Source organism: Nitratireductor aestuarii, from assembly GCF_014641695.1.
Lineage (GTDB): Bacteria > Pseudomonadota > Alphaproteobacteria > Rhizobiales > Rhizobiaceae > Chelativorans > Chelativorans aestuarii.
This window is the reverse complement of sequence record NZ_BMIF01000014.1, coordinates 68,627-85,339: the sequence shown is the minus strand read 5'-3', so window position 1 is coordinate 85,339 and position 16,713 is coordinate 68,627. Positions and strand designations below refer to the sequence as shown.

The following is a 16,713-nucleotide window of genomic DNA, read 5'->3' as shown; positions in this document are numbered from 1 at the left end:
TTTCAGCTCGCTACGCCATAGCGTCAATGGCGCGAAGCAATATGTCATCGACGCCAAGCTTGCCAGGCTTCAGATAGAGCGAAAGCTCTCGGGGGCTGTCTGCGATGCAGAAGCCCGTGCCGAGCTCGTTTTCCGGAAGCGCGCGCACCTGACCAATCCCGAGCGCTTCCACCACCGCGCCGGATGTTTCTCCGCCAGACACAACGAAACGGGTAATCCCCAGTTCAGCCAGGCGGGCTGCCACGAGAGACAGAATGCGTTCCGCACGCCGGGCGGCCTTGAGCGGACCATGGGCTGCCTGGGCGCGCTCGACATCGTCCGGCCCGGTTGCGGTCGCCACCGCGAAGGGACGCACGTCGATCTCGTCGCGGATCTGTCCCACCAGATCGTTGGCGATGGCCTCTTCGGAACGCGGGTCCAGAAGGTCGATCCGATGGACGGGATAGCTTTCCCCAAAAACGGCGAGATGGGTCGTGGCCACCGGTCCCACGCTGCCAACGATCACTGCCGCAGGACCCTTTGCGTGATCAGGCAAGGGAGGCCGCGCGCCCTTCACATCGCGGGCTGCCAGCTTCGCCACTTCGATAATGTGCGCATCACTGCCGATGGTTGCGCGGTGTTCAACGGCCAGGGCAGCACCTGCGGCAGCATCGGCATCATCCGAACAGTCCATCAGGACGTAGCGCGTTCCCTGCGCGGCGAGCTCGGCCAGAACAGAGAGTGAAGCATCGCTACCGGCGAGCAGGGCGCCATGGTTGAGCAGCCCAACCTTTTCCCGGGTCTGCCGCGACAGGGTGCGAACCATGTCCGGATCGGACATGGGCGTAAGCGGATCAAAGCGCTTGATCGACTCCGAAACCAGGCGGCTCCTGTAGAACAGATACCCCTGATGCACGGTGGAATTGAAACGGGGGAAACCTGCGCTCAACAGAAGCTGCGAAAGGTTATAGCGTTCCGCAAGCAGATCAGCCACTGGCCCGATGTTGCCGTCATCGGTCGAGTCAAAGCTGGCGCAGACCTTGTAGGCGATGCGTTCGACGCCGCCCCGATCAAACAGGTCGGCAATCCTGCTTACTTCCGCGATGGCCTCAGCCGCTGGCGCAAGACGGGTCCTGGTCGCTACGATCACCACCGGCGCGTCCAGGGCATCGCCAAGGCAGTCGGTGTCGAACACCACCGGACATTCGATCCCCGCAGCTTCGATATAGCCCGCGATCATCAGCCCCCCGGTGAAGTCGTCCGCTATGATCCCCAACGCCGGCATGCGTCCTCCCCAAAAACGAGATTATTCGAATATACTTCTGACGATAGGCGCAACTTCCGTTGAACTCTAGCATAATGCGTGCAAGATCAGGATGACCTAATCGAAATCTTTTTCAACAGATGCGGATGTGGGAGGATTGGATGGATGCGGACCAGACGCGTGGCGCGATCGTGGATGCGGTGCGGTTCCTCGAGGAAAAGGGTCTGAACCAAGGTTCGACGGGCAATGTGAGCGTCCGCAACGGCGACGGCGCTCTCATCACGCCGACCGGAGGTCGGTCGAGCTGGCTGAAGCCCGATTCAATCGTGGATATTTCGCTTGAGGGCGAAGTGCGCGGCCCCGGCAAACCGTCGAGCGAATGGTGTTTCCACACGCAGATCCTGAAGACGAGACCGGAGGCCAATGCCGTCGTTCATACGCATGCCGACAGTTGCGTGGCGCTCTCGTGTCTGCGCAAGCCCATCCCGCCCTTCCACTACATGATCGCAAGCTTCGGCGGGAGCACGATCCCGTGCTCGCGTTACGAGCCTTTCGGATCGAGCCGCCTGGCGGATGCCGCGCTGGAGGCGCTGGAAGGTCATTTCGCCTGTCTCCTCGCCAACCACGGCATGATCGTCATGGGTAAGGATCTGCAGCATGCTTTGGACCTGGCAGTAAAGCTGGAGACGCTCGCGCGACAGTATCTATTGGCGCTGCAGGCCGGTGGACCGGTGCTGCTCAACGAAACCGAGATGGCCGAGGTGGCGGAGCGCTACCGCAACTACGGCCTCATTCCGCTGCCTGCCTGAGGAGCCGCCATGCGCATTACGGGTCAAACACGGATCATGTTCATCCTGGCCGATGCGGTGGGCCACATCGTCGGCTCCGATGTCCTCAACCAGGCATTTGAGCGCGAAGGACTCGACGTAGCGGTATCGCCGCTTTCGATCGCTCCGGAAGACCTGAAGATGGCGGTGCAGACGATACGATGCCTGAAAAACGTCATCGGCTTTGGCGTCACGATCCCGCACAAGACGGAGATCGCGCGGTACCTTGATGATGTCACGCCGGAAGCGCAGGCAATGGGCGCCGTGAACTTCGTGCGCCGCTTTCCGGATGGCCGGCTGCTCGGTCACAATGTCGATGGCGCAGGCTTCGTCGTCGGACTGCGCGCTGAGGGCATTGAGGCCAAGGGAAAGCGAATCTTGCAGGCTGGCGCCGGAGGCGTTGGCAAGGCCATTGCGCACGCGGTGGCAGCGGAGGGCTGTGCGTCCATCACGCTCGTCAATCGGGATCTTCAGAAAGCTGCAAGGCTTGGCGGCGAGTTGAGCAACCGCTTCCCCGGCGTCCGGGTCAATGCTCTTGCCGGTTTTGATGGCCTTCAAGCCGGCCAGTTCGACATGATTGTCAATGCAACGGCCCTCGGCATGGAGGAGGGTGACCCGCGTCCTGTCCCCGAACACCTCATCGTGCCAGAGGCGGTCGTTGCGGAAGTGGTGATGCAACCGGCGGTGACAAAGCTGCTGGAGACAGCCGCAACGAAGGGCTGCAAGACGATCCCCGGAAAGGCGATGATGGAACCGCAGCCGGCGCTCGTCGCAAAATTCCTCGAACTGCTATGAGCTGAAAAGGCTTCGGCCGGGCATTGCCCGGCCTGTAGCTTCGCTTACTGGGCGAGCCAGTTCGTCCAGCGCTCACGCAGCATGTCGCGGTTCTCGCCGATCCACTTGAAGTCGGGATCAACGAGAAGCTCGTAGTTTGGCGCGTAGGTTGCGTAGAGCTTCTGTTCCTCCTCGGGCAGCTGCGCCAGGCCCGACTTGGACGAGGTTGCGTAACCGACAGTGCTGATGAACGTCGGGTGCCCTTCAGAATTGCCGTAGAAGAAGTCGATGAAGGCGAGCGCACCTTCAGGATTGGGTGAATTCTTCAGAATGGCGAAGTAGCCCGTGTCGCGGATTGCGCCATCCCAGGCCATGGCAAATGGTGCACCGTCCTTGATGGTGGCGAGCGACCGGCCCGAATAGGACATGGTCATGACGACCTCGTTGTCGCGCATGATTTGCTGGACCTGATTGCCGGTCTTCCACCACACGGCGATATGCGGACGGATCTCGTCGAGCTTCTTGTAGGCGCGGTCGATATCCATCGGGAACAGCTGGTCCTTGGGAACGCCATCTGCAACGAGCGCAATCGCCGGAAGCCACCAGTCACGGTCGCCCGTATCCGGAAGGCCGCGCGGTCCGGGGAAGTTTTCGACATCCCAGAAGTCAGCCCAGGAAGCAGGCTGCTTGTCCTTGAACACTTCTGCGTTGTAGGTCAGCACCATGCCGCCGGTGGTGCGCGCCACGCCCTTCGGCTGGCAGGCGCCGGGTAGCGCTTCTTTGACGACGTTTTCAAGCTTGTCGCATGGGATGTCGAGCAGGATGTCAGCCTTGTCGACGAGGTCCGGGCCGGTTGCGGTGACAATGTCGAACTCGACATTGCCGGTGCGGACCATGCCTTCGGCACGCGCCCACTGGTCCGGAACCTCGATGTCGAAGGGGATCACCTCGGTGCCGGTTTTCTCCTTGAACGGGATGTACATCTGCTCTTCGAGCACGTTGCGCATCAGACCGCCGGTCGTCGCAATGACGATCTCGTCAGCCATTGAGGGCAGGGCAATGCCTGCCAATAGTGTGGCGCCGATCAGCGCCTGAATATGCTTTCGTCCACGCATGTTGTTCTCCTCTCTTGCATCCCCTGTTTGGTTTAGGTGTCCACCGTCACTGCATTTCGGGCAGCAATTCGTCGGAGGATGGCTGCCCCGAGCAGCACCGATATCGAAAGCACCGTCAGGAGCACGGCAATCGCCGGGATCACCGGCGTAAGGTTCTGCTCGATGTCATCGAACATCATCCGCGGCAGCGTCTTGTCGCGGATACCTGCCAGGAAGAAGGCGATGACGGGCTCATCGAACGAGATGATAAAGGCAAAAAGGGCTCCCGAAATCACATTCGGAAGGATGATGGGCAGCGTGATCAGGCGGAAGGCCGTGAACCGCGTTGCGCCGCAACTCATCGCGGCATCCTCAAGGGCCGGATCGACACTGCTCAGCGCCGCGGACACCGTGAAAACGGTGAAGGGCAGGGCGATGATCGTATGCGCCAGCACATAGCCGATGGTTGTGCCTGACAGCCCGGATTGCTGGAAGAACAGGTAGAGGGCAACGGCGAGCGCAATGTGCGGTACCACGATGGGACCGATGAGAAGGGCCTGGAAGATCGTGCCGAGGCTGCCTGCTCCCCTCACGAGCGCATAGGTTGCCATCGTGCCGATGATGGCCGTGCTGACGGCGGTTAGCGCTGCAATCCTGAGCGAGAACCATGTCGCGTCCATCCAGCGCCGGTTGTTGAAGAACTCCTCAAACCATCGCAGCGTGAAACCCTGGGGCGGGAAGGTGAGATACTGCGTCTCGCTGAACGCCATCGGCAGGATGATCAGGATCGGCACCAGGATGAAGGCGAGAACCGCATAGACATAGGCGTTGAGCAGCAGCGTTCGGGCGTTCATGTATGCCCTCCCATCATGCGGTCGAAGCGGAACACGCGGCTGAAGGCGAGCGTCACGGCGGTGACGAAGAGCGTCAGCACCCCCACCAGCGCAGCGGCGAACGGCCAGTCGAGGATTTCGCGCATCTGCTGTGAGATCAATGTTGCGATCATCATTTCCTGCGGCGAGCCGAGCAGCGCTGGCGTGATGAAGAAGCCGAGCGCGGTGAGGAAGACGAGGATCGATCCGCCGATGACGCCGGGCATTGCGATCGGGAGTGTCACCTCCCAGAAGGCGCGCAATGGTCCCGCTCCGCAAATCGCCGCCGCACGGCCATAGTCGGGCGGGATGTTCCGCAAGGCGCCGTAGATGGGCAGGACCATGAACGGCATAAGCACGTGCGTCATGGCAATGACCACAGCGCCCTGGGTGTAGAGGAGACGCAATGGTTCCGAGGTCAGGCCAATCGCCTGCAGTCCCTGATTGATCAGGCCGTTGCGCTGCAGCAGCACGGCCCAGGCGGCGGTGCGCACCAGCACGGATGACCAGAAGGGCAGCAGCACGCAAGCAGCCAGAAAGACTGCCTTCGGACCCCGGGCGTGAGCCATGGCGAGTGCAACCGGAAAGGAAAGGGCGAGAGACAGGAGGGTGACCAGGACGGCAATCCGCAGCGTGCGCATCAGCACGCGGGCGTAGACCGGGTTCTCGAACACACGCTGGTAATTGTCCAGCGTCGGCGCAGGCTCCAGAAAGGAGATCGAGATGAGGCTCAGGAGCGGATAGAGAAAGGCAAAGAGGATGAGCGCGAAGAAGGGCGCCATGAGAAGCATGATGCCGCCCCGCGAGAGGCGGCGGCCATCAGCCTCAAAGAAGCCCGCCGCGCTCATGTGGCCTGCTCCGCGCTGTAGAGCAGGGCAGCATCGGGTGGGCAGGTGAGCCCTATGGCCTCTCCCCGGGAGAGAGAACCCACGGCGTTGCTGGGTAGCCGGACACGCACCTCGGTTCCCCCAGGCATTTCCGCGATCACCAGCGTACCGGCGCCCGCGTAGATGACATCGCAAACCGTGGCCGGCCAGGAGCCGGCGCTGTCCGGCGCCGCGATGGAGAGCCTCTCGGGGCGTATCGCGAGGACCGACTTGCCGGGGCCCACGGGGTCGATCATGGACTTCGCACCGACTTCCATAACCCCTCCGCCGGGCAGGCTAGCCGTGCGGCCGTCCCATTCGGCCGGCAGCATGTTCATTTCGCCAATGAAGCTCGCAGTAAACAGGTTCGAGGGGCGTTCGTAGAGTTCGCGTGCGGGGGAAACCTGCTGCAAACGGCCCGATTTGAGGATGGCGATGCGGTCGGCCATTGTCAGGGCTTCGCTCTGATCGTGCGTAACGAAAACGACGGTGAGACCCAGCTCGGAATGCAGCCGCTTGATCTCAAGCTGCATTTCCTCGCGCAGGTTCTTGTCGAGTGCGGAGAGTGGTTCGTCCATCAGCAGCACGCGGGGGCGGTATACGATGGCCCGCGCAAGCGCCACGCGCTGCTGCTGCCCTCCGGAAAGCTGCTTCGGCATGCGCTGACCGTATCCGGCGAGGCGGACGGTCTCCAGCGCGGCTTCCGCCTGCCGCCGCCGTTCAGCCTTGGAGATCCCACGCATTTTGAGCGGGAACGCCACATTGTCCATCACGCTCAGGTGCGGGAACAGCGTATAGTGCTGAAACACCATCCCGATGTTGCGCTTGTAGGGAGGAAGATAGGTGCAGTCCTGGCCGTCGATGAGAATCCGGCCTCCTGTGGGTCTTTCGAACCCTGCAAGACTCATCAGGATGGTCGACTTTCCCGAACCACTCGGCCCCAGCAGGGCGATGAATTCTCCTGCTGCTATCGATAGTGAAACGTCGTCAACCGCCCTTACGGCACCGAAATACTTGTCGAGGTGCTCGATCTCGATCGAAGCGCCTCGTGATTGCGGTGCTGCTTCGACTGCCATGCACTACTCCCTCTACCGCTCCTGAACGTGAACGCTACACGATATATCAGAAAGCTCAAGTATTTTGATTAAGGTGTGGAATATTGTGGCAATAGCCTCTAATCGCGCGCTCAGGAGCCCAGGAACCAGCCGCGATAGTCGAAGAACATATGACTAATCGCGCTTGACAGTATGCAGGTCCCGTTCGAGATTGCCATGCGGATGGGACCAGCCCGTCAGACCGCACGGACACATGGTGAGGAGAGTAGACGATTATGGAGAAAAAGGAATTCCGCTTTCCTGAGATGGGGCCGCACGCCATCAAGCCCTGGGCGGTGCGCAAGGGATATGGCGACGAGCATTTTCTCTCGGACTATCGCTACCAGTTTCCTCGCGAAGACCCGGAACTGGCGGAAGTTTTCGTCTACACCGACCGCATTTCCTACGATCCGGGAGAGACGGTGGAGTTCCATGTCTCGACCACCGCAGACAAATGGTCGATGCAGATCTACCGGGACGGCTATCGTCCGGAGATGGTGCACGAAAGCTTCGACATGCCGGGTGAGTTCACCAAGACGTCGGAGACCGCCTACATGGACGGCTGTGATTGGCCGGTCCTGCACAAATGGGAGATACCGAAGGACCTGCGGGCAGGCTTCTACCGCGTGGTTTCCACCTGCCTGCGGAAGAGTGGCGAGCGCTTCGTGCAGCATCATTTCGTCGTCGTCCGCCCGACGGCTGAGACTCGTCGCGGCTCCATTCTCCTCATGCTCGCGACTGGTACATGGACAGCCTATAACGACTGGGGCGGCGCCAACCACTATTTCGGCACCTGGGGTCCAAACAAGAATGAGGGTTCTCCGATCCTGAGCCTCAAGCGTCCGTGGACCAGAGGCATGATCTGGCTGCCGAAAGGCGCGGCGCGCATCTCGGTGGAGCGGTTGCCCGACATGAACGATGCGCCGCGCTACCCTTCCAAGGAGTGGGGCTATTCCAGCGGCTGGGGGCAATATTATGCCGCGGCGGGCTGGGCGCAGTTCGACCGCCATTTTGCGGTATGGGCCGAACGCGAAGGCCTGGACTTCGACATCATAACTCAGACCGATCTGCATTATCGGCCGGAAATCCTCGACAACTATTCATGTCTGGTCACCGTAGGCCATGATGAATACTGGTCGTGGGACATGCGGAAGAAGGTCGAAGACTTCGTGGAGCAGGGCGGCGGCTTTGCGCGACTGGGCGGCAACTTCCTGTGGCAGATCCGCCTTGAGAACGAGGGCAGCGAGCAGCATTGCTGGAAGTTCAAGGCTCCCTCCATGGATCCTGTCCGCAATGATCCAGCCAAGCGTCATCTGATTACCGCCTCATGGGAAAGCGAAGCGGTCAACTGGCCGGGCGCCTCCACCGTCGGCGTGAATGGCTGCCACGGCATGTACGGCAGCTGGGGCGGCTTTGCGCCACGCGGCTCGCGCGGCTTCACCGTCTACCGGCCCGAGCACTGGGCTTTCAAGGATACGGACCTGCGCTACGGCGATGTCTTCGGTGCGGAGGCAGGGATTTTCGGCTACGAGGTCGACGGCCTGGATTACACGTTCCGCCAGGGGCTGCCCTATGCGGTCGAGGCGCCGGGCGTTCCCGACAATATCGAGATCCTAGCGATGAGCCCGGCCGTGCTCTTCGAATACGAGCACGAAGGGGAGGGCGCGCGCTACTACGTCCGCGACAGTGACCTGAACGGGCTTGCAGAGCTTGCGCCGGGTGAATTTGCCGAGGCACGGCGGAAGTTCCAATACGGTGCCGGCATGGTTGTCAGCATGAAGCGGGGCAAGGGAGAGGTGCTTACCGCGGGCTCCTGCGAGTGGATCATGGGCCTCACCCGCCACGACGCCTTCACCGAGCAGATCACGCGCAATGCGCTCGGTCGCTTCTCCGCCGGGCTTTCCGAAGCCTGATCATGGTGGTTATGGAGGGCTGCGTTCGATGCAGCCCTCCCTTTCATGTCAGGCGGGTTCACCCATACGTTCGACATATTCAAAATCGATGTCGAATCCGACTCCCGGGATCTGGGGCATGTGGACGTAGCCGTCCTGATCCAGTTCATCGGGTCGGCGACGGAGATATTCCGGTTTTTCCTCATAGTCGATGAAGGGGTGGAGCAGCCCGCGCTCGTACCAGCCGACGTTACGTGCAACAGCACAGACGGTGAGTGCCGCCGGACCGGCGTGGTGGATCTCGCATTCCATGCCGAAGGATTCCGCCAGCGCGCACACCTTCAGCGTTGCGGTGATGCCGCCGAGATCGGCAACGCCCGCCCGCAGGATATCGCAGGCGCCGGCCTTGGCCCATTCCGCGCGGATCTGGTGACGGCCCTCGATCGTCTCCGGTCCGCACACGGCCACGTTGAGGTTCTGCGAAAGCCAGGCGTAAGAGCTGATGGAGCCCTCATACATGGGTTCCTCTAGCCACAGGAAATCGAGCGCCTCGATCTGCTTTCCGAGCCATAATGCGTCGCTGCGGCTGTAACGGTGGAACGGGTCCAGCATCAGCGCAATGTCCGGGCCGACGGCCTCGCGCACGGCAGCACAGGCGGCTGCGTCACGCTTGGGATCGGGCGCGCCGGGCAAGGGCGGGTTCCACGTGTGCAACTTGATGCCCTTGTAGCCCTTCGCCACGAGCTTTTCCGCAAACCGCGCATAGTCGTCGAGCGTCGCGAGGCCGCCTTCATTGGCATCGCCGCACATGATGCTGGCATAGGCCCGAACCTTGTCGCGATAGCTGCCGATCAGCTTGTAAACCGGCATGCCGAACTTGCGGCCGGCGAGGTCCCAGAGCGCCGTCTCCACGATGCCCACTGTCTTGTCCGTAAGGTGTCCGCCGCTCGAGCGCTGGGCGTCCACCAGTTCATGCCACAGCCTCTCGCGCTGGAATGCATCCTGACCGAGCAGAATGGGCTTCAGGTGCCGTTCGACGATATAGGGACGGACTGTTTCAGGCGCAGAGAAACAGTGCCCTTCGGTGCCATCATCGGCGACGATCGTCAGCAGCGCCATCTTGGACGTATAAGGTTCGCTATAATGCTGGTGGCCCTGGCTGTCCCGTTTCTCATGGGACGTGAATGGCACGAGGCGGACACGGATATCGGCAATTGAAGTCATCGTTGATGGAGCTCCCTGATCTCTGCCGCAAAACTAGCCGATGCTCCGCGCTTACCCTTAACTTTGAGCATCGATTTCGGGCTGTGAAACGGGATCTGCGCACTCCATCAATTTCAGCAGCTGAAACGAAATCCCTTCGCCGCTGAGCCCAAAATCCCCGGTGATATCATCCAACGCAAAGTCTTTGGCTGCAGCACGGGAGGTGCTGCGCACACTTCTGGGTAACTGGTGCGGAGCCGTTGGGAGGAAACAATGAGCATTCCGGAAAACGCATTGAATGGACTGAACCGGCGCAATTTTCTGGTTGGCGCCGGCGCTGCGGCAACCGTCTCTACTTTCAGCATAACCGGGCGTGCAAGGGCTGCGACTGCGGGTAAGGTCGTGTTCTACTCGACCATGCCGACGCGCTATGCCGACGACATGGTCAAGGCGTTTCAGGCCTCAGACGTCGGCAAGGAAAGCGGTGTCGAGCTCGAATTCTATTTCGCCAACGGCTACGTGCTCTACGAACGCGCGGTGGCCGAATACACCGCCGGGCGCGTCTCGCACGATCTCATCATGCTCACCGATCCGAGCCTGCTTGTGGCGCTGAAGCAGGATAACAGACTCATGGATTACCAATCGCCCGAGCTCCAGGCCTATTCGGCCGACCAGCGCGATCCGGACGGCCTTTGGTGCAATGGGCGCACGATCCTGACGATCTATGGCTACAACACGCGGCTGGTGCCCGATGGCGCGAGCAAGACCAAGTGGGCGGAATTCCTGGATCCGCGCTTTGACGACGGGCTGATCGGCATCACCAATCCGCTGGAATCCGGCGGCGCGATGCAGAACTACATCAACCTGCGCAACCATCCGGATCTCGGGCGGAAGTTCTGGGAGGAGCTTGCGGCGATGAAGCCGACGATTGTCGGCGGCCCAAGCCCGCTCACCAAGATGAACATTTCCGGCCAGACGGCGCTGGCGCTCAACAACGACTACAACGTCTACGAGCAGAACAAGGAAGGTGCACCGGTCGCGGCGGTCTACCCGACCGAGGTGATCACGGCCTCGATCACGCCCATGGCCATCGTCAGGGAAGCACGCAATCCGGAAGGCGCCAAGGTAGTCTTCGACTGGTGGCTGTCGCAGGAAGGCCAGACCGTGCTTCGCGATGTGAACTCGATCTACTCGGGTCGCACCGATGTGCCGCCGCTCCCCGGAACGCCGGAACTCAAGGATCTGAACATCGCGATCACCACGATCGACGAGCTCGAGGGGACGCGCGACGAGATGCAGAAGGAGTTCAAGGAGCTCTTTAACGTCTAATTTCTGGCTGCCCGGCGATCGACCCCGGGCTGCCCGTTTCAGAAGTTACGAGGACAGGCAGACAGCATGACCGAAGCGGCAATGGCATCTGATAGAGTGACATCGGGTGCCGGAAGAATAGCGAAGAAAATTGACCTGGTGCCACTGGTCATGATGCTTCTGGTGATCTCTATCCTGGCTCCCGTCGCGGTGCTGGTCTATGGGGCGCTCACCAGCAATCCGATCGGCGCGGCGTTCTCCGGTCTGACACTTGAGAATTTTGTCGAAGTCCTCACCAATCCGACCTACCAGCGCGCCTTCTTCAACACCGTCTATGTTGGCGTAGCTGCCACTGCGATGGCGGCACTGCTCGGCATTCCGCTCGCCTGGATCGTCGTCCGCTCCGACGTGCCCTTCGCCAATCTGCTGCGCGTCGGGATCATGATCCCGTTCTTCCTCTCGCCCTTCGTGGGCGCACTCGCCTGGACGCTGCTGCTGCAGCGCAATGTCGGACCGGTGAACCTTGTGCTGACTTCGCTCGGGCTTGGGCAGATCAGCCCCTATAGCGCGCGGATGATCATCTTCGTCATGGGCATCTACTACGCGCCCTATATCTTCATCTTTGTGTCGAGCGCGCTGCGCAACATGGATCCGGCACTTGAGGAGGCTGGCCACCTTTCGGGCCTGAACCGGCGGCAGGTCATCACGCAGATCACGGTGCCGCTGATTGCGCCCGCAGCACTTTCCGGCGTGTTGCTCACCTTCATGGCCTCGGCTGGACAATTCGGCGTTCCCGCCCTTCTCGGCATGCAGGACCGCTTCTTCGTGCTCACCACCTATATCTACCAGCTGATCAACCGCTTTCCGGCTGAATACAATGTGGCGGCAGCGCTCGGCATCGAGATGCTCGTCATCGCCTGTGCGGGCATCTGGCTGCAGAACCGCATCACCCGCAACCGCTCCTATACCACGATGACGGGCAAGGGCTTCCGCCCGCGCATCATAGAGCTCGGGCCGATGCGCTGGCTGGCATTCGCCTTCGTCATCGCCTTCGTGGTCGTCGGCGCTCTTCTGCCGCTCGGAATGCTGCTCTGGGTGTCTCTCGTGCCCTATTACGACGCCACCTTCTCGCTTTCGGCAGTCTCACCCATCCACTACCTGAAGATCTTCAACCAGGCCTTCGTCTGGCGGGGGCTCAAGAACACCCTGTTCCTGGCATGCGCCGGCGCATCGATCGCGGTGATCCTGGCGGTGATCTCGAACTGGATCATCCTGCGCAGCAACACATCCTACCGAAAGCCGCTCGGCTATCTGCTGTTCCTGCCGGCCGCCGTTCCGCACATCGTGCTGAGCCTCGCGCTCCTCTGGACCTATGTGTTCGTGCCGCTGCCGATCTATGGCACGATCTGGATTCTGTTGATCGCCTATGTGACGAGCTACATCACGCAGGCCGTGCGCAACGTCGGCAGCAACTACGTCCAGATCGACAAGTCGCTGGAAGAAGCCGCAACCATGGTGGGGGCGGCGCGTCTCAGGACGTGGATCGAGGTCACGCTGCCGCTCCTCAAGCCCGGAATGGTGGGTGCCTGGACGCTGCTCTTCATCATCTTCGTGCGCGAACTCTCCGCGTCGATCCTTCTCTACTCGCCCGGCAACGAGGTCCTGCCCGTGCTGATGTTCAACATGTGGGGTGAGGGCGACTGGGGCGGCATCGGTGCGCTCGCCATGATCCAGGTGCTGATGATGGGTGCGGTGATCGCGCTCTCCGGTCTTCTGTTCCGGGTCGATATCAGCCGTGCAAGCTAGGAAATGGACATGAGCTTCCTGAAAGTCGATAATCTCATCAAGACCTACGGCGCGTTTCACGCGGTCGACAATGTCTCGATCGACGTGGAGCGGGGGAAGGTCTGTTCCTTCCTCGGCCCGTCCGGCTGCGGCAAGACGACGACGCTTCGCTGCATCGCGGGCCTTGAGCAGGCGGATAGCGGGCGGATCAGCCTCGGCGGACGGACGCTATTCGATTCCGAAAAGCGGATCGCGGTGCCGCCTGAAGAGCGGGATCTTGGCATGGTCTTCCAGTCCTATGCGCTATGGCCGCACAAGACGATCGAGGCGAACCTGTCGCTTGGCCTGCGCATCAAGGGTCTGCCGAGCGGTGAGATCCGCGACCGGGTCAACGAGATGCTGGAACTCGTCGGCATGGCTGGAACGGGCAACCGCTTTCCGGCTTCGCTTTCGGGCGGGCAGCAGCAGCGTGTCGCGCTGGCGCGCGCCATGGCGCTGCGGCCGAAGTGCATCCTCTTCGACGAGCCGCTGTCGAACCTCGACCTCCTGCTGCGCGAACGGATGCGGTTCGAGATCCGCGACCTTCTCGTCAAGATCGGCATTACCGCGGTCTACGTCACCCATGACCAGACCGAGGCGATGGTAATCTCGGACCACATCGTGGTTCTCAACAAGGGCAAGATCCAGCGCGAGGGTAGCCCTTCCGACGTATATAACTATCCCCGCGATCGGTTTACGGCGGAGTTCCTGGGGCGCACGAATATCGTCGCGCTCGACCGTAAGAACAGCAACCCCGGCGCGGGCATCGTGACTGCTGCAAATGGTGTGAGGTTTTCAAGCCTTGATGCGAAGCGGCTCGAAGACCGTTCTGAGACGGGCGAATTCGTGATCGCCTTCCGGCCGGAAACGATGCTGGTGACCGACGAGCCGACTGGTGGGCAGAACTGCATTCCTGCAACGGTGGTGTCCTCGCAGTTCCTGGGCGGAACGACCCAGATCGTGCTCGACATCGGGCAGGGGGTCCATGTCACCGCCATTCTGCTCGGCGATCAGTCACGGACTGAAAACACGCAAGCCTTCGTGAGCGTCGACCCACGCCACGTCCTGGTGCTGAGGGACAGTTCGGCTGCAACGCCCATGGCTGGAACTCCGGCACTGCGGGTTCCTGAACCGGCCTAAACGGGATACGCGCTGGATGCCCGAGATCCTGTGCCCGGGATCACGCGCGCCCATTCGGAGCGCATTGGCCGCGCACTGCTCTCACTACGCGGAACGCAAAGAAGACATTGCTATGCAGCAGTGCATGCACAGGTATGAGTTTCAGGAGGTTGTGTAAGCCGGCGCGCCGGACGAGATAGTGCAGCTTCCGTCACGATAACTTGGGCCAATGGATCTATCCTTCTACGCAGTGGCAATTCCTGCCGTCATTATCCTTGGCATGTCGAAGGGCGGTTTCGTCGGCCTCGGCAATCTTGCTGTTCCGCTGATGGCCATGGCTGTTTCGCCGGTGCAGGCGGCGGCGGTGCTGCTGCCGATCCTGGTGGTCCAGGACGCGATCGGTGTCTTTTCCTTCCGGCGCACCTTTGATCGCTTCAATCTTGCGGTGCTGCTGCCCGGCGCATTCGTGGGCGTAGGGCTCGGCTACCTTCTTGCCGCCCGCGTTTCCGACGACGGCATAGGCTTCAGCGTCGGGCTCATTTCAATTCTTTTCGGGCTGCGGCGGCTGGTCGTCGAACGGATGAAGTCAGGCACCGAAGTAAGGAAGCCGAACATTGTTCTTGGCTGGCTGTGCGGTCTCGGCTCCGGCTTCACAAGCATGATTGGCCACGCGGGTGGGCCTCCCTACCAGATCTTTGTCATTCCTCAGAAATTGCCGCGCGACATGCTTGTGGGGACGACGCTCGTCTTTTTCGCCTCGGTCAACCTGGTGAAGGTGGTCCCCTATTTTGCGCTGGGCCAGTTCACAAGGCAGAACCTGACCATTTCAGCCACGCTCATCCCGGTCGCCGTGCTTTCCACCTGGTTGGGCGTCAAACTGGTCCGCAAGATCCCGACCGAGCGCTTCTACACCCTGATCTACGTTCTCATGATCGCGGTCGGATTGCGGCTGGTCTGGCAGAGCGCTCCCGCGCTGTTCAGCTAGGAACGACCGAAGATATTCTGCGGCTTGCCGTCGAGCCAGGCGACGATGTTCTTGATGCTTTCAGAATAAAAGTGGCCGAGACTTTCGCGACCCCAATTCTGATACTGAAAAAGGGCTGCCGGGATTTGGCAGCCCCTTCAAAACTGGATTGCTGGTCGCCTAAACCGCCGGCACGACGAGATCCGCGACGTTCCCTTCCACATGGAGAGGTGCGCCGGTCATTGCCTGCAGCTCCTCCAGCGAGATGCTGGGCAGCTTCTCACGCAGGACAAAGCGCTTGTCGACGATGTCGACCACTGCAAGGCTCGTGTAGACGCGGGTAACGCATCCAACGCCCGTGAGCGGGAAGGTGCAGGCGTCCACCAGCTTGGGCTCGCCCGTCTTGGTGACGTGCTCGGTGATCACGAACACCTGCTTGGCGCCATGAACGAGATCCATCGCGCCACCCACTGCCGGCACGCCCTTGCTGCCGACCTTCCAGTTTGCGAGGTCACCGTTCTGCGCCACCTGAAAGGCTCCGAGAACGGCGATGTCCAGATGGCCGCCACGCACCATCGCGAAGCTGTCGGCGTGATGGAAGAAGGCTGCACCCGGCTTCAGCGTGACGGCCTTCTTGCCCGCGTTGATCAGGTCCCAGTCTTCTTCGCCGGGAGCCGGAGAGTCTCCGAAATTCAGGATTCCATTTTCCGTGTGGAAGATGGCCTCGCGCCCGGCGGGCTGATACTTGGCCACCATTTCCGGAAAGCCGATGCCGAGGTTTACATAGGCCTCATGCGGAATGTCCTGTGCGACGCGCCATGCGATCTGCGCGTTGGTGAGCTTGCTTTCCTGTCCCATGGCACCGGTCATATGTAGGCTACTCCTGCGCGGATGAGTTCTTCTTCCTGTTGCGGATTGCTGATCTCAACAACCTTGTCGACGAAGATGCCTGGCGTCACCACGTGTTCGGGGTTGATTTCGCCGGGGGCAACGATCTGCGATGCCTGAACGATGGTTGTTGCAGCGGCGGTGCACATCAGGGGGCTGAAGTTCCGCCCTGCCTTGTTGTAAATCAGGTTGCCATGGCGGTCGGCCACATGGGCCTTGATGAGCGCGAAGTCGGCCTTCAGCCAGCGTTCCTGCACATAGGTGCGGCCATCGAATTCGCCCGTCGGCTTCCCGTTCGCCAGTTCCGTTCCAACGCCTGTTGGTGTGTAGAAGGCTGGAATGCCTGCGCCGCCGGCGCGAATGCGCTCAGCCAGCGTCCCCTGAGGCACGAGTTCGAGCTCGATCTCGCCGGCAAGGTACCGGTCGGTAAAGGCGCGCGGATCGGAAGAGCGCGGGAAGGAGCAGATCATCTTCCTGACCATGCCAGCGTCGATCATGGCAGCAATGCCGATGCGCCCGTTGCCGGCATTGTTGTTGACGACCGTAAGGTTCTTGGGTCGGCGATCAATCAGCGCGTGAATGAGCTCAATCGGCGCGCCCGAGCCGCCGAAGCCACCGATCATGACGGTTGCGCCGTCATTGATGGAGGCAACGGCAGCGGCCGCGCTTTCTACCGTCTTGTCCATGTAGAGACTCCCGATCAACACAAACTTCCTAGCTATGGATAGATCGCTCTGCCCATTGC

15 protein-coding genes are annotated in these 16,713 nt (G+C 61.1%); 7 read left to right on the top strand and 8 right to left on the bottom strand.

Annotation, left to right across the window (positions count from 1 at the left end; all coding sequences use genetic code 11):
* Positions 1 to 10 precede the first annotated feature (10 nt).
* Positions 11 to 1,264 carry a four-carbon acid sugar kinase family protein gene (locus IEX27_RS18120; RefSeq protein ID WP_188722502.1) on the bottom strand — a complete coding sequence of 418 codons (1,254 nt, stop codon included), beginning with the start codon at positions 1,262 to 1,264 and terminating at the stop codon, positions 11 to 13.
* Between the two features lie 140 nt (positions 1,265 to 1,404).
* On the opposite strand from IEX27_RS18120, the gene IEX27_RS18115 reads away from it, so the two are divergent.
* Both IEX27_RS18115 and IEX27_RS18110 read left to right on the top strand, forming a co-directional pair.
* Positions 1,405 to 2,052, top strand: a complete 648-nt coding sequence (locus IEX27_RS18115) for a class II aldolase/adducin family protein (RefSeq protein ID WP_188722501.1) — start codon at positions 1,405 to 1,407, stop codon at positions 2,050 to 2,052.
* A gap of 9 nt (positions 2,053 to 2,061) precedes the next feature.
* On the top strand, positions 2,062 to 2,865 hold the full coding sequence (locus IEX27_RS18110) for a shikimate dehydrogenase family protein (RefSeq protein WP_188722500.1): 804 nt from the start codon (positions 2,062 to 2,064) through the stop codon (positions 2,863 to 2,865).
* A 44-nt stretch (positions 2,866 to 2,909) separates the two neighbouring features.
* Here the strand turns inward: IEX27_RS18110 and IEX27_RS18105 are convergent, their stop codons facing one another.
* The 4 genes from IEX27_RS18105 to IEX27_RS18090 are packed head-to-tail and all read right to left on the bottom strand — an operon-like array spanning position 2,910 to position 6,752.
* Positions 2,910 to 3,959 (bottom strand): extracellular solute-binding protein, encoded by a 1,050-nt coding sequence (locus IEX27_RS18105; RefSeq protein WP_188722499.1) that lies wholly within the window; start codon positions 3,957 to 3,959, stop codon positions 2,910 to 2,912.
* Positions 3,960 to 3,991: 32 nt separating this feature from the next.
* On the bottom strand, positions 3,992 to 4,792 hold the full coding sequence (locus IEX27_RS18100; RefSeq protein WP_188722498.1) for an ABC transporter permease: 801 nt from the start codon (positions 4,790 to 4,792) through the stop codon (positions 3,992 to 3,994).
* Entirely contained in the window at positions 4,789 to 5,658 is an 870-nt protein-coding gene (locus tag IEX27_RS18095; protein ID WP_188722497.1) for an ABC transporter permease, read from the bottom strand. The genes IEX27_RS18100 and IEX27_RS18095 overlap by 4 nt, the downstream gene beginning before the upstream one ends.
* Positions 5,655 to 6,752 carry an ABC transporter ATP-binding protein gene (locus IEX27_RS18090; RefSeq protein ID WP_188722496.1) on the bottom strand — a complete coding sequence of 366 codons (1,098 nt, stop codon included), beginning with the start codon at positions 6,750 to 6,752 and terminating at the stop codon, positions 5,655 to 5,657. The genes IEX27_RS18095 and IEX27_RS18090 overlap by 4 nt, the downstream gene beginning before the upstream one ends.
* Positions 6,753 to 7,006: 254 nt before the next feature.
* Between IEX27_RS18090 and IEX27_RS18085 the strand changes: the two genes are divergently transcribed.
* Positions 7,007 to 8,683, top strand: coding sequence for a N,N-dimethylformamidase beta subunit family domain-containing protein (locus tag IEX27_RS18085; RefSeq protein WP_188722495.1), 1,677 nt, complete (start codon positions 7,007 to 7,009; stop codon positions 8,681 to 8,683).
* A gap of 48 nt (positions 8,684 to 8,731) precedes the next feature.
* Here IEX27_RS18085 and IEX27_RS18080 read toward each other — a convergent pair whose 3' ends face one another.
* A complete protein-coding gene (locus IEX27_RS18080; RefSeq protein ID WP_188722494.1) occupies positions 8,732 to 9,886 on the bottom strand; it encodes an enolase C-terminal domain-like protein in 1,155 nt (384 codons plus the stop codon).
* A gap of 252 nt (positions 9,887 to 10,138) precedes the next feature.
* On the opposite strand from IEX27_RS18080, the gene IEX27_RS18075 reads away from it, so the two are divergent.
* The 4 genes from IEX27_RS18075 to IEX27_RS18060 all read left to right on the top strand — a co-directional run bounded on the left by IEX27_RS18075 (position 10,139) and on the right by IEX27_RS18060 (position 15,101).
* Positions 10,139 to 11,194 carry an ABC transporter substrate-binding protein gene (locus IEX27_RS18075; protein ID WP_188722493.1) on the top strand — a complete coding sequence of 352 codons (1,056 nt, stop codon included), beginning with the start codon at positions 10,139 to 10,141 and terminating at the stop codon, positions 11,192 to 11,194.
* Positions 11,195 to 11,275: 81 nt separating this feature from the next.
* Positions 11,276 to 12,979 carry an ABC transporter permease gene (locus IEX27_RS18070; RefSeq protein ID WP_188722492.1) on the top strand — a complete coding sequence of 568 codons (1,704 nt, stop codon included), beginning with the start codon at positions 11,276 to 11,278 and terminating at the stop codon, positions 12,977 to 12,979.
* 9 nt (positions 12,980 to 12,988) lie between these two features.
* Complete coding sequence (locus IEX27_RS18065) at positions 12,989 to 14,137, top strand: ABC transporter ATP-binding protein (protein ID WP_188722491.1); 1,149 nt, start codon at positions 12,989 to 12,991, stop codon at positions 14,135 to 14,137.
* Positions 14,138 to 14,345: 208 nt separating this feature from the next.
* The gene (locus IEX27_RS18060; protein WP_188722490.1) at positions 14,346 to 15,101 is read left to right on the top strand and encodes a sulfite exporter TauE/SafE family protein; all 756 of its coding nucleotides are present in this window, start codon (positions 14,346 to 14,348) and stop codon (positions 15,099 to 15,101) included.
* Between the two features lie 159 nt (positions 15,102 to 15,260).
* On the opposite strand, the gene IEX27_RS18055 is transcribed toward IEX27_RS18060, so the two are convergent.
* Complete coding sequence (locus tag IEX27_RS18055) at positions 15,261 to 15,950, bottom strand: CoA transferase subunit B (protein WP_188722489.1); 690 nt, start codon at positions 15,948 to 15,950, stop codon at positions 15,261 to 15,263.
* Positions 15,947 to 16,654, bottom strand: coding sequence for a 3-oxoacid CoA-transferase subunit A (locus tag IEX27_RS18050; protein ID WP_188722488.1), 708 nt, complete (start codon positions 16,652 to 16,654; stop codon positions 15,947 to 15,949). The genes IEX27_RS18055 and IEX27_RS18050 overlap by 4 nt, the downstream gene beginning before the upstream one ends.
* Positions 16,655 to 16,713: the final 59 nt, after the last annotated feature.

What these genes read in the sequence shown, in the direction of transcription:
- IEX27_RS18110 (WP_188722500.1), top strand. Translation starts at nt 2,062, where the DNA reads ATGCGCATTACGGGTCAAACACGGATCATGTTCATCCTGGCCGATGCG.
- IEX27_RS18065 (WP_188722491.1), top strand. Translation starts at nt 12,989, where the DNA reads ATGAGCTTCCTGAAAGTCGATAATCTCATCAAGACCTACGGCGCGTTT.
- IEX27_RS18100 (WP_188722498.1), bottom strand. Translation starts at nt 4,792, where the DNA reads ATGAACGCCCGAACGCTGCTGCTCAACGCCTATGTCTATGCGGTTCTC.
- IEX27_RS18050 (WP_188722488.1), bottom strand. Translation starts at nt 16,654, where the DNA reads ATGGACAAGACGGTAGAAAGCGCGGCCGCTGCCGTTGCCTCCATCAAT.
- IEX27_RS18075 (WP_188722493.1), top strand. Translation starts at nt 10,139, where the DNA reads ATGAGCATTCCGGAAAACGCATTGAATGGACTGAACCGGCGCAATTTT.
- IEX27_RS18115 (WP_188722501.1), top strand. Translation starts at nt 1,405, where the DNA reads ATGGATGCGGACCAGACGCGTGGCGCGATCGTGGATGCGGTGCGGTTC.
- IEX27_RS18055 (WP_188722489.1), bottom strand. Translation starts at nt 15,950, where the DNA reads ATGACCGGTGCCATGGGACAGGAAAGCAAGCTCACCAACGCGCAGATC.
- IEX27_RS18070 (WP_188722492.1), top strand. Translation starts at nt 11,276, where the DNA reads ATGGCATCTGATAGAGTGACATCGGGTGCCGGAAGAATAGCGAAGAAA.
- IEX27_RS18085 (WP_188722495.1), top strand. Translation starts at nt 7,007, where the DNA reads ATGGAGAAAAAGGAATTCCGCTTTCCTGAGATGGGGCCGCACGCCATC.
- IEX27_RS18095 (WP_188722497.1), bottom strand. Translation starts at nt 5,658, where the DNA reads ATGAGCGCGGCGGGCTTCTTTGAGGCTGATGGCCGCCGCCTCTCGCGG.
- IEX27_RS18060 (WP_188722490.1), top strand. Translation starts at nt 14,346, where the DNA reads ATGGATCTATCCTTCTACGCAGTGGCAATTCCTGCCGTCATTATCCTT.
- IEX27_RS18120 (WP_188722502.1), bottom strand. Translation starts at nt 1,264, where the DNA reads ATGCCGGCGTTGGGGATCATAGCGGACGACTTCACCGGGGGGCTGATG.
- IEX27_RS18080 (WP_188722494.1), bottom strand. Translation starts at nt 9,886, where the DNA reads ATGACTTCAATTGCCGATATCCGTGTCCGCCTCGTGCCATTCACGTCC.
- IEX27_RS18090 (WP_188722496.1), bottom strand. Translation starts at nt 6,752, where the DNA reads ATGGCAGTCGAAGCAGCACCGCAATCACGAGGCGCTTCGATCGAGATC.
- IEX27_RS18105 (WP_188722499.1), bottom strand. Translation starts at nt 3,959, where the DNA reads ATGCGTGGACGAAAGCATATTCAGGCGCTGATCGGCGCCACACTATTG.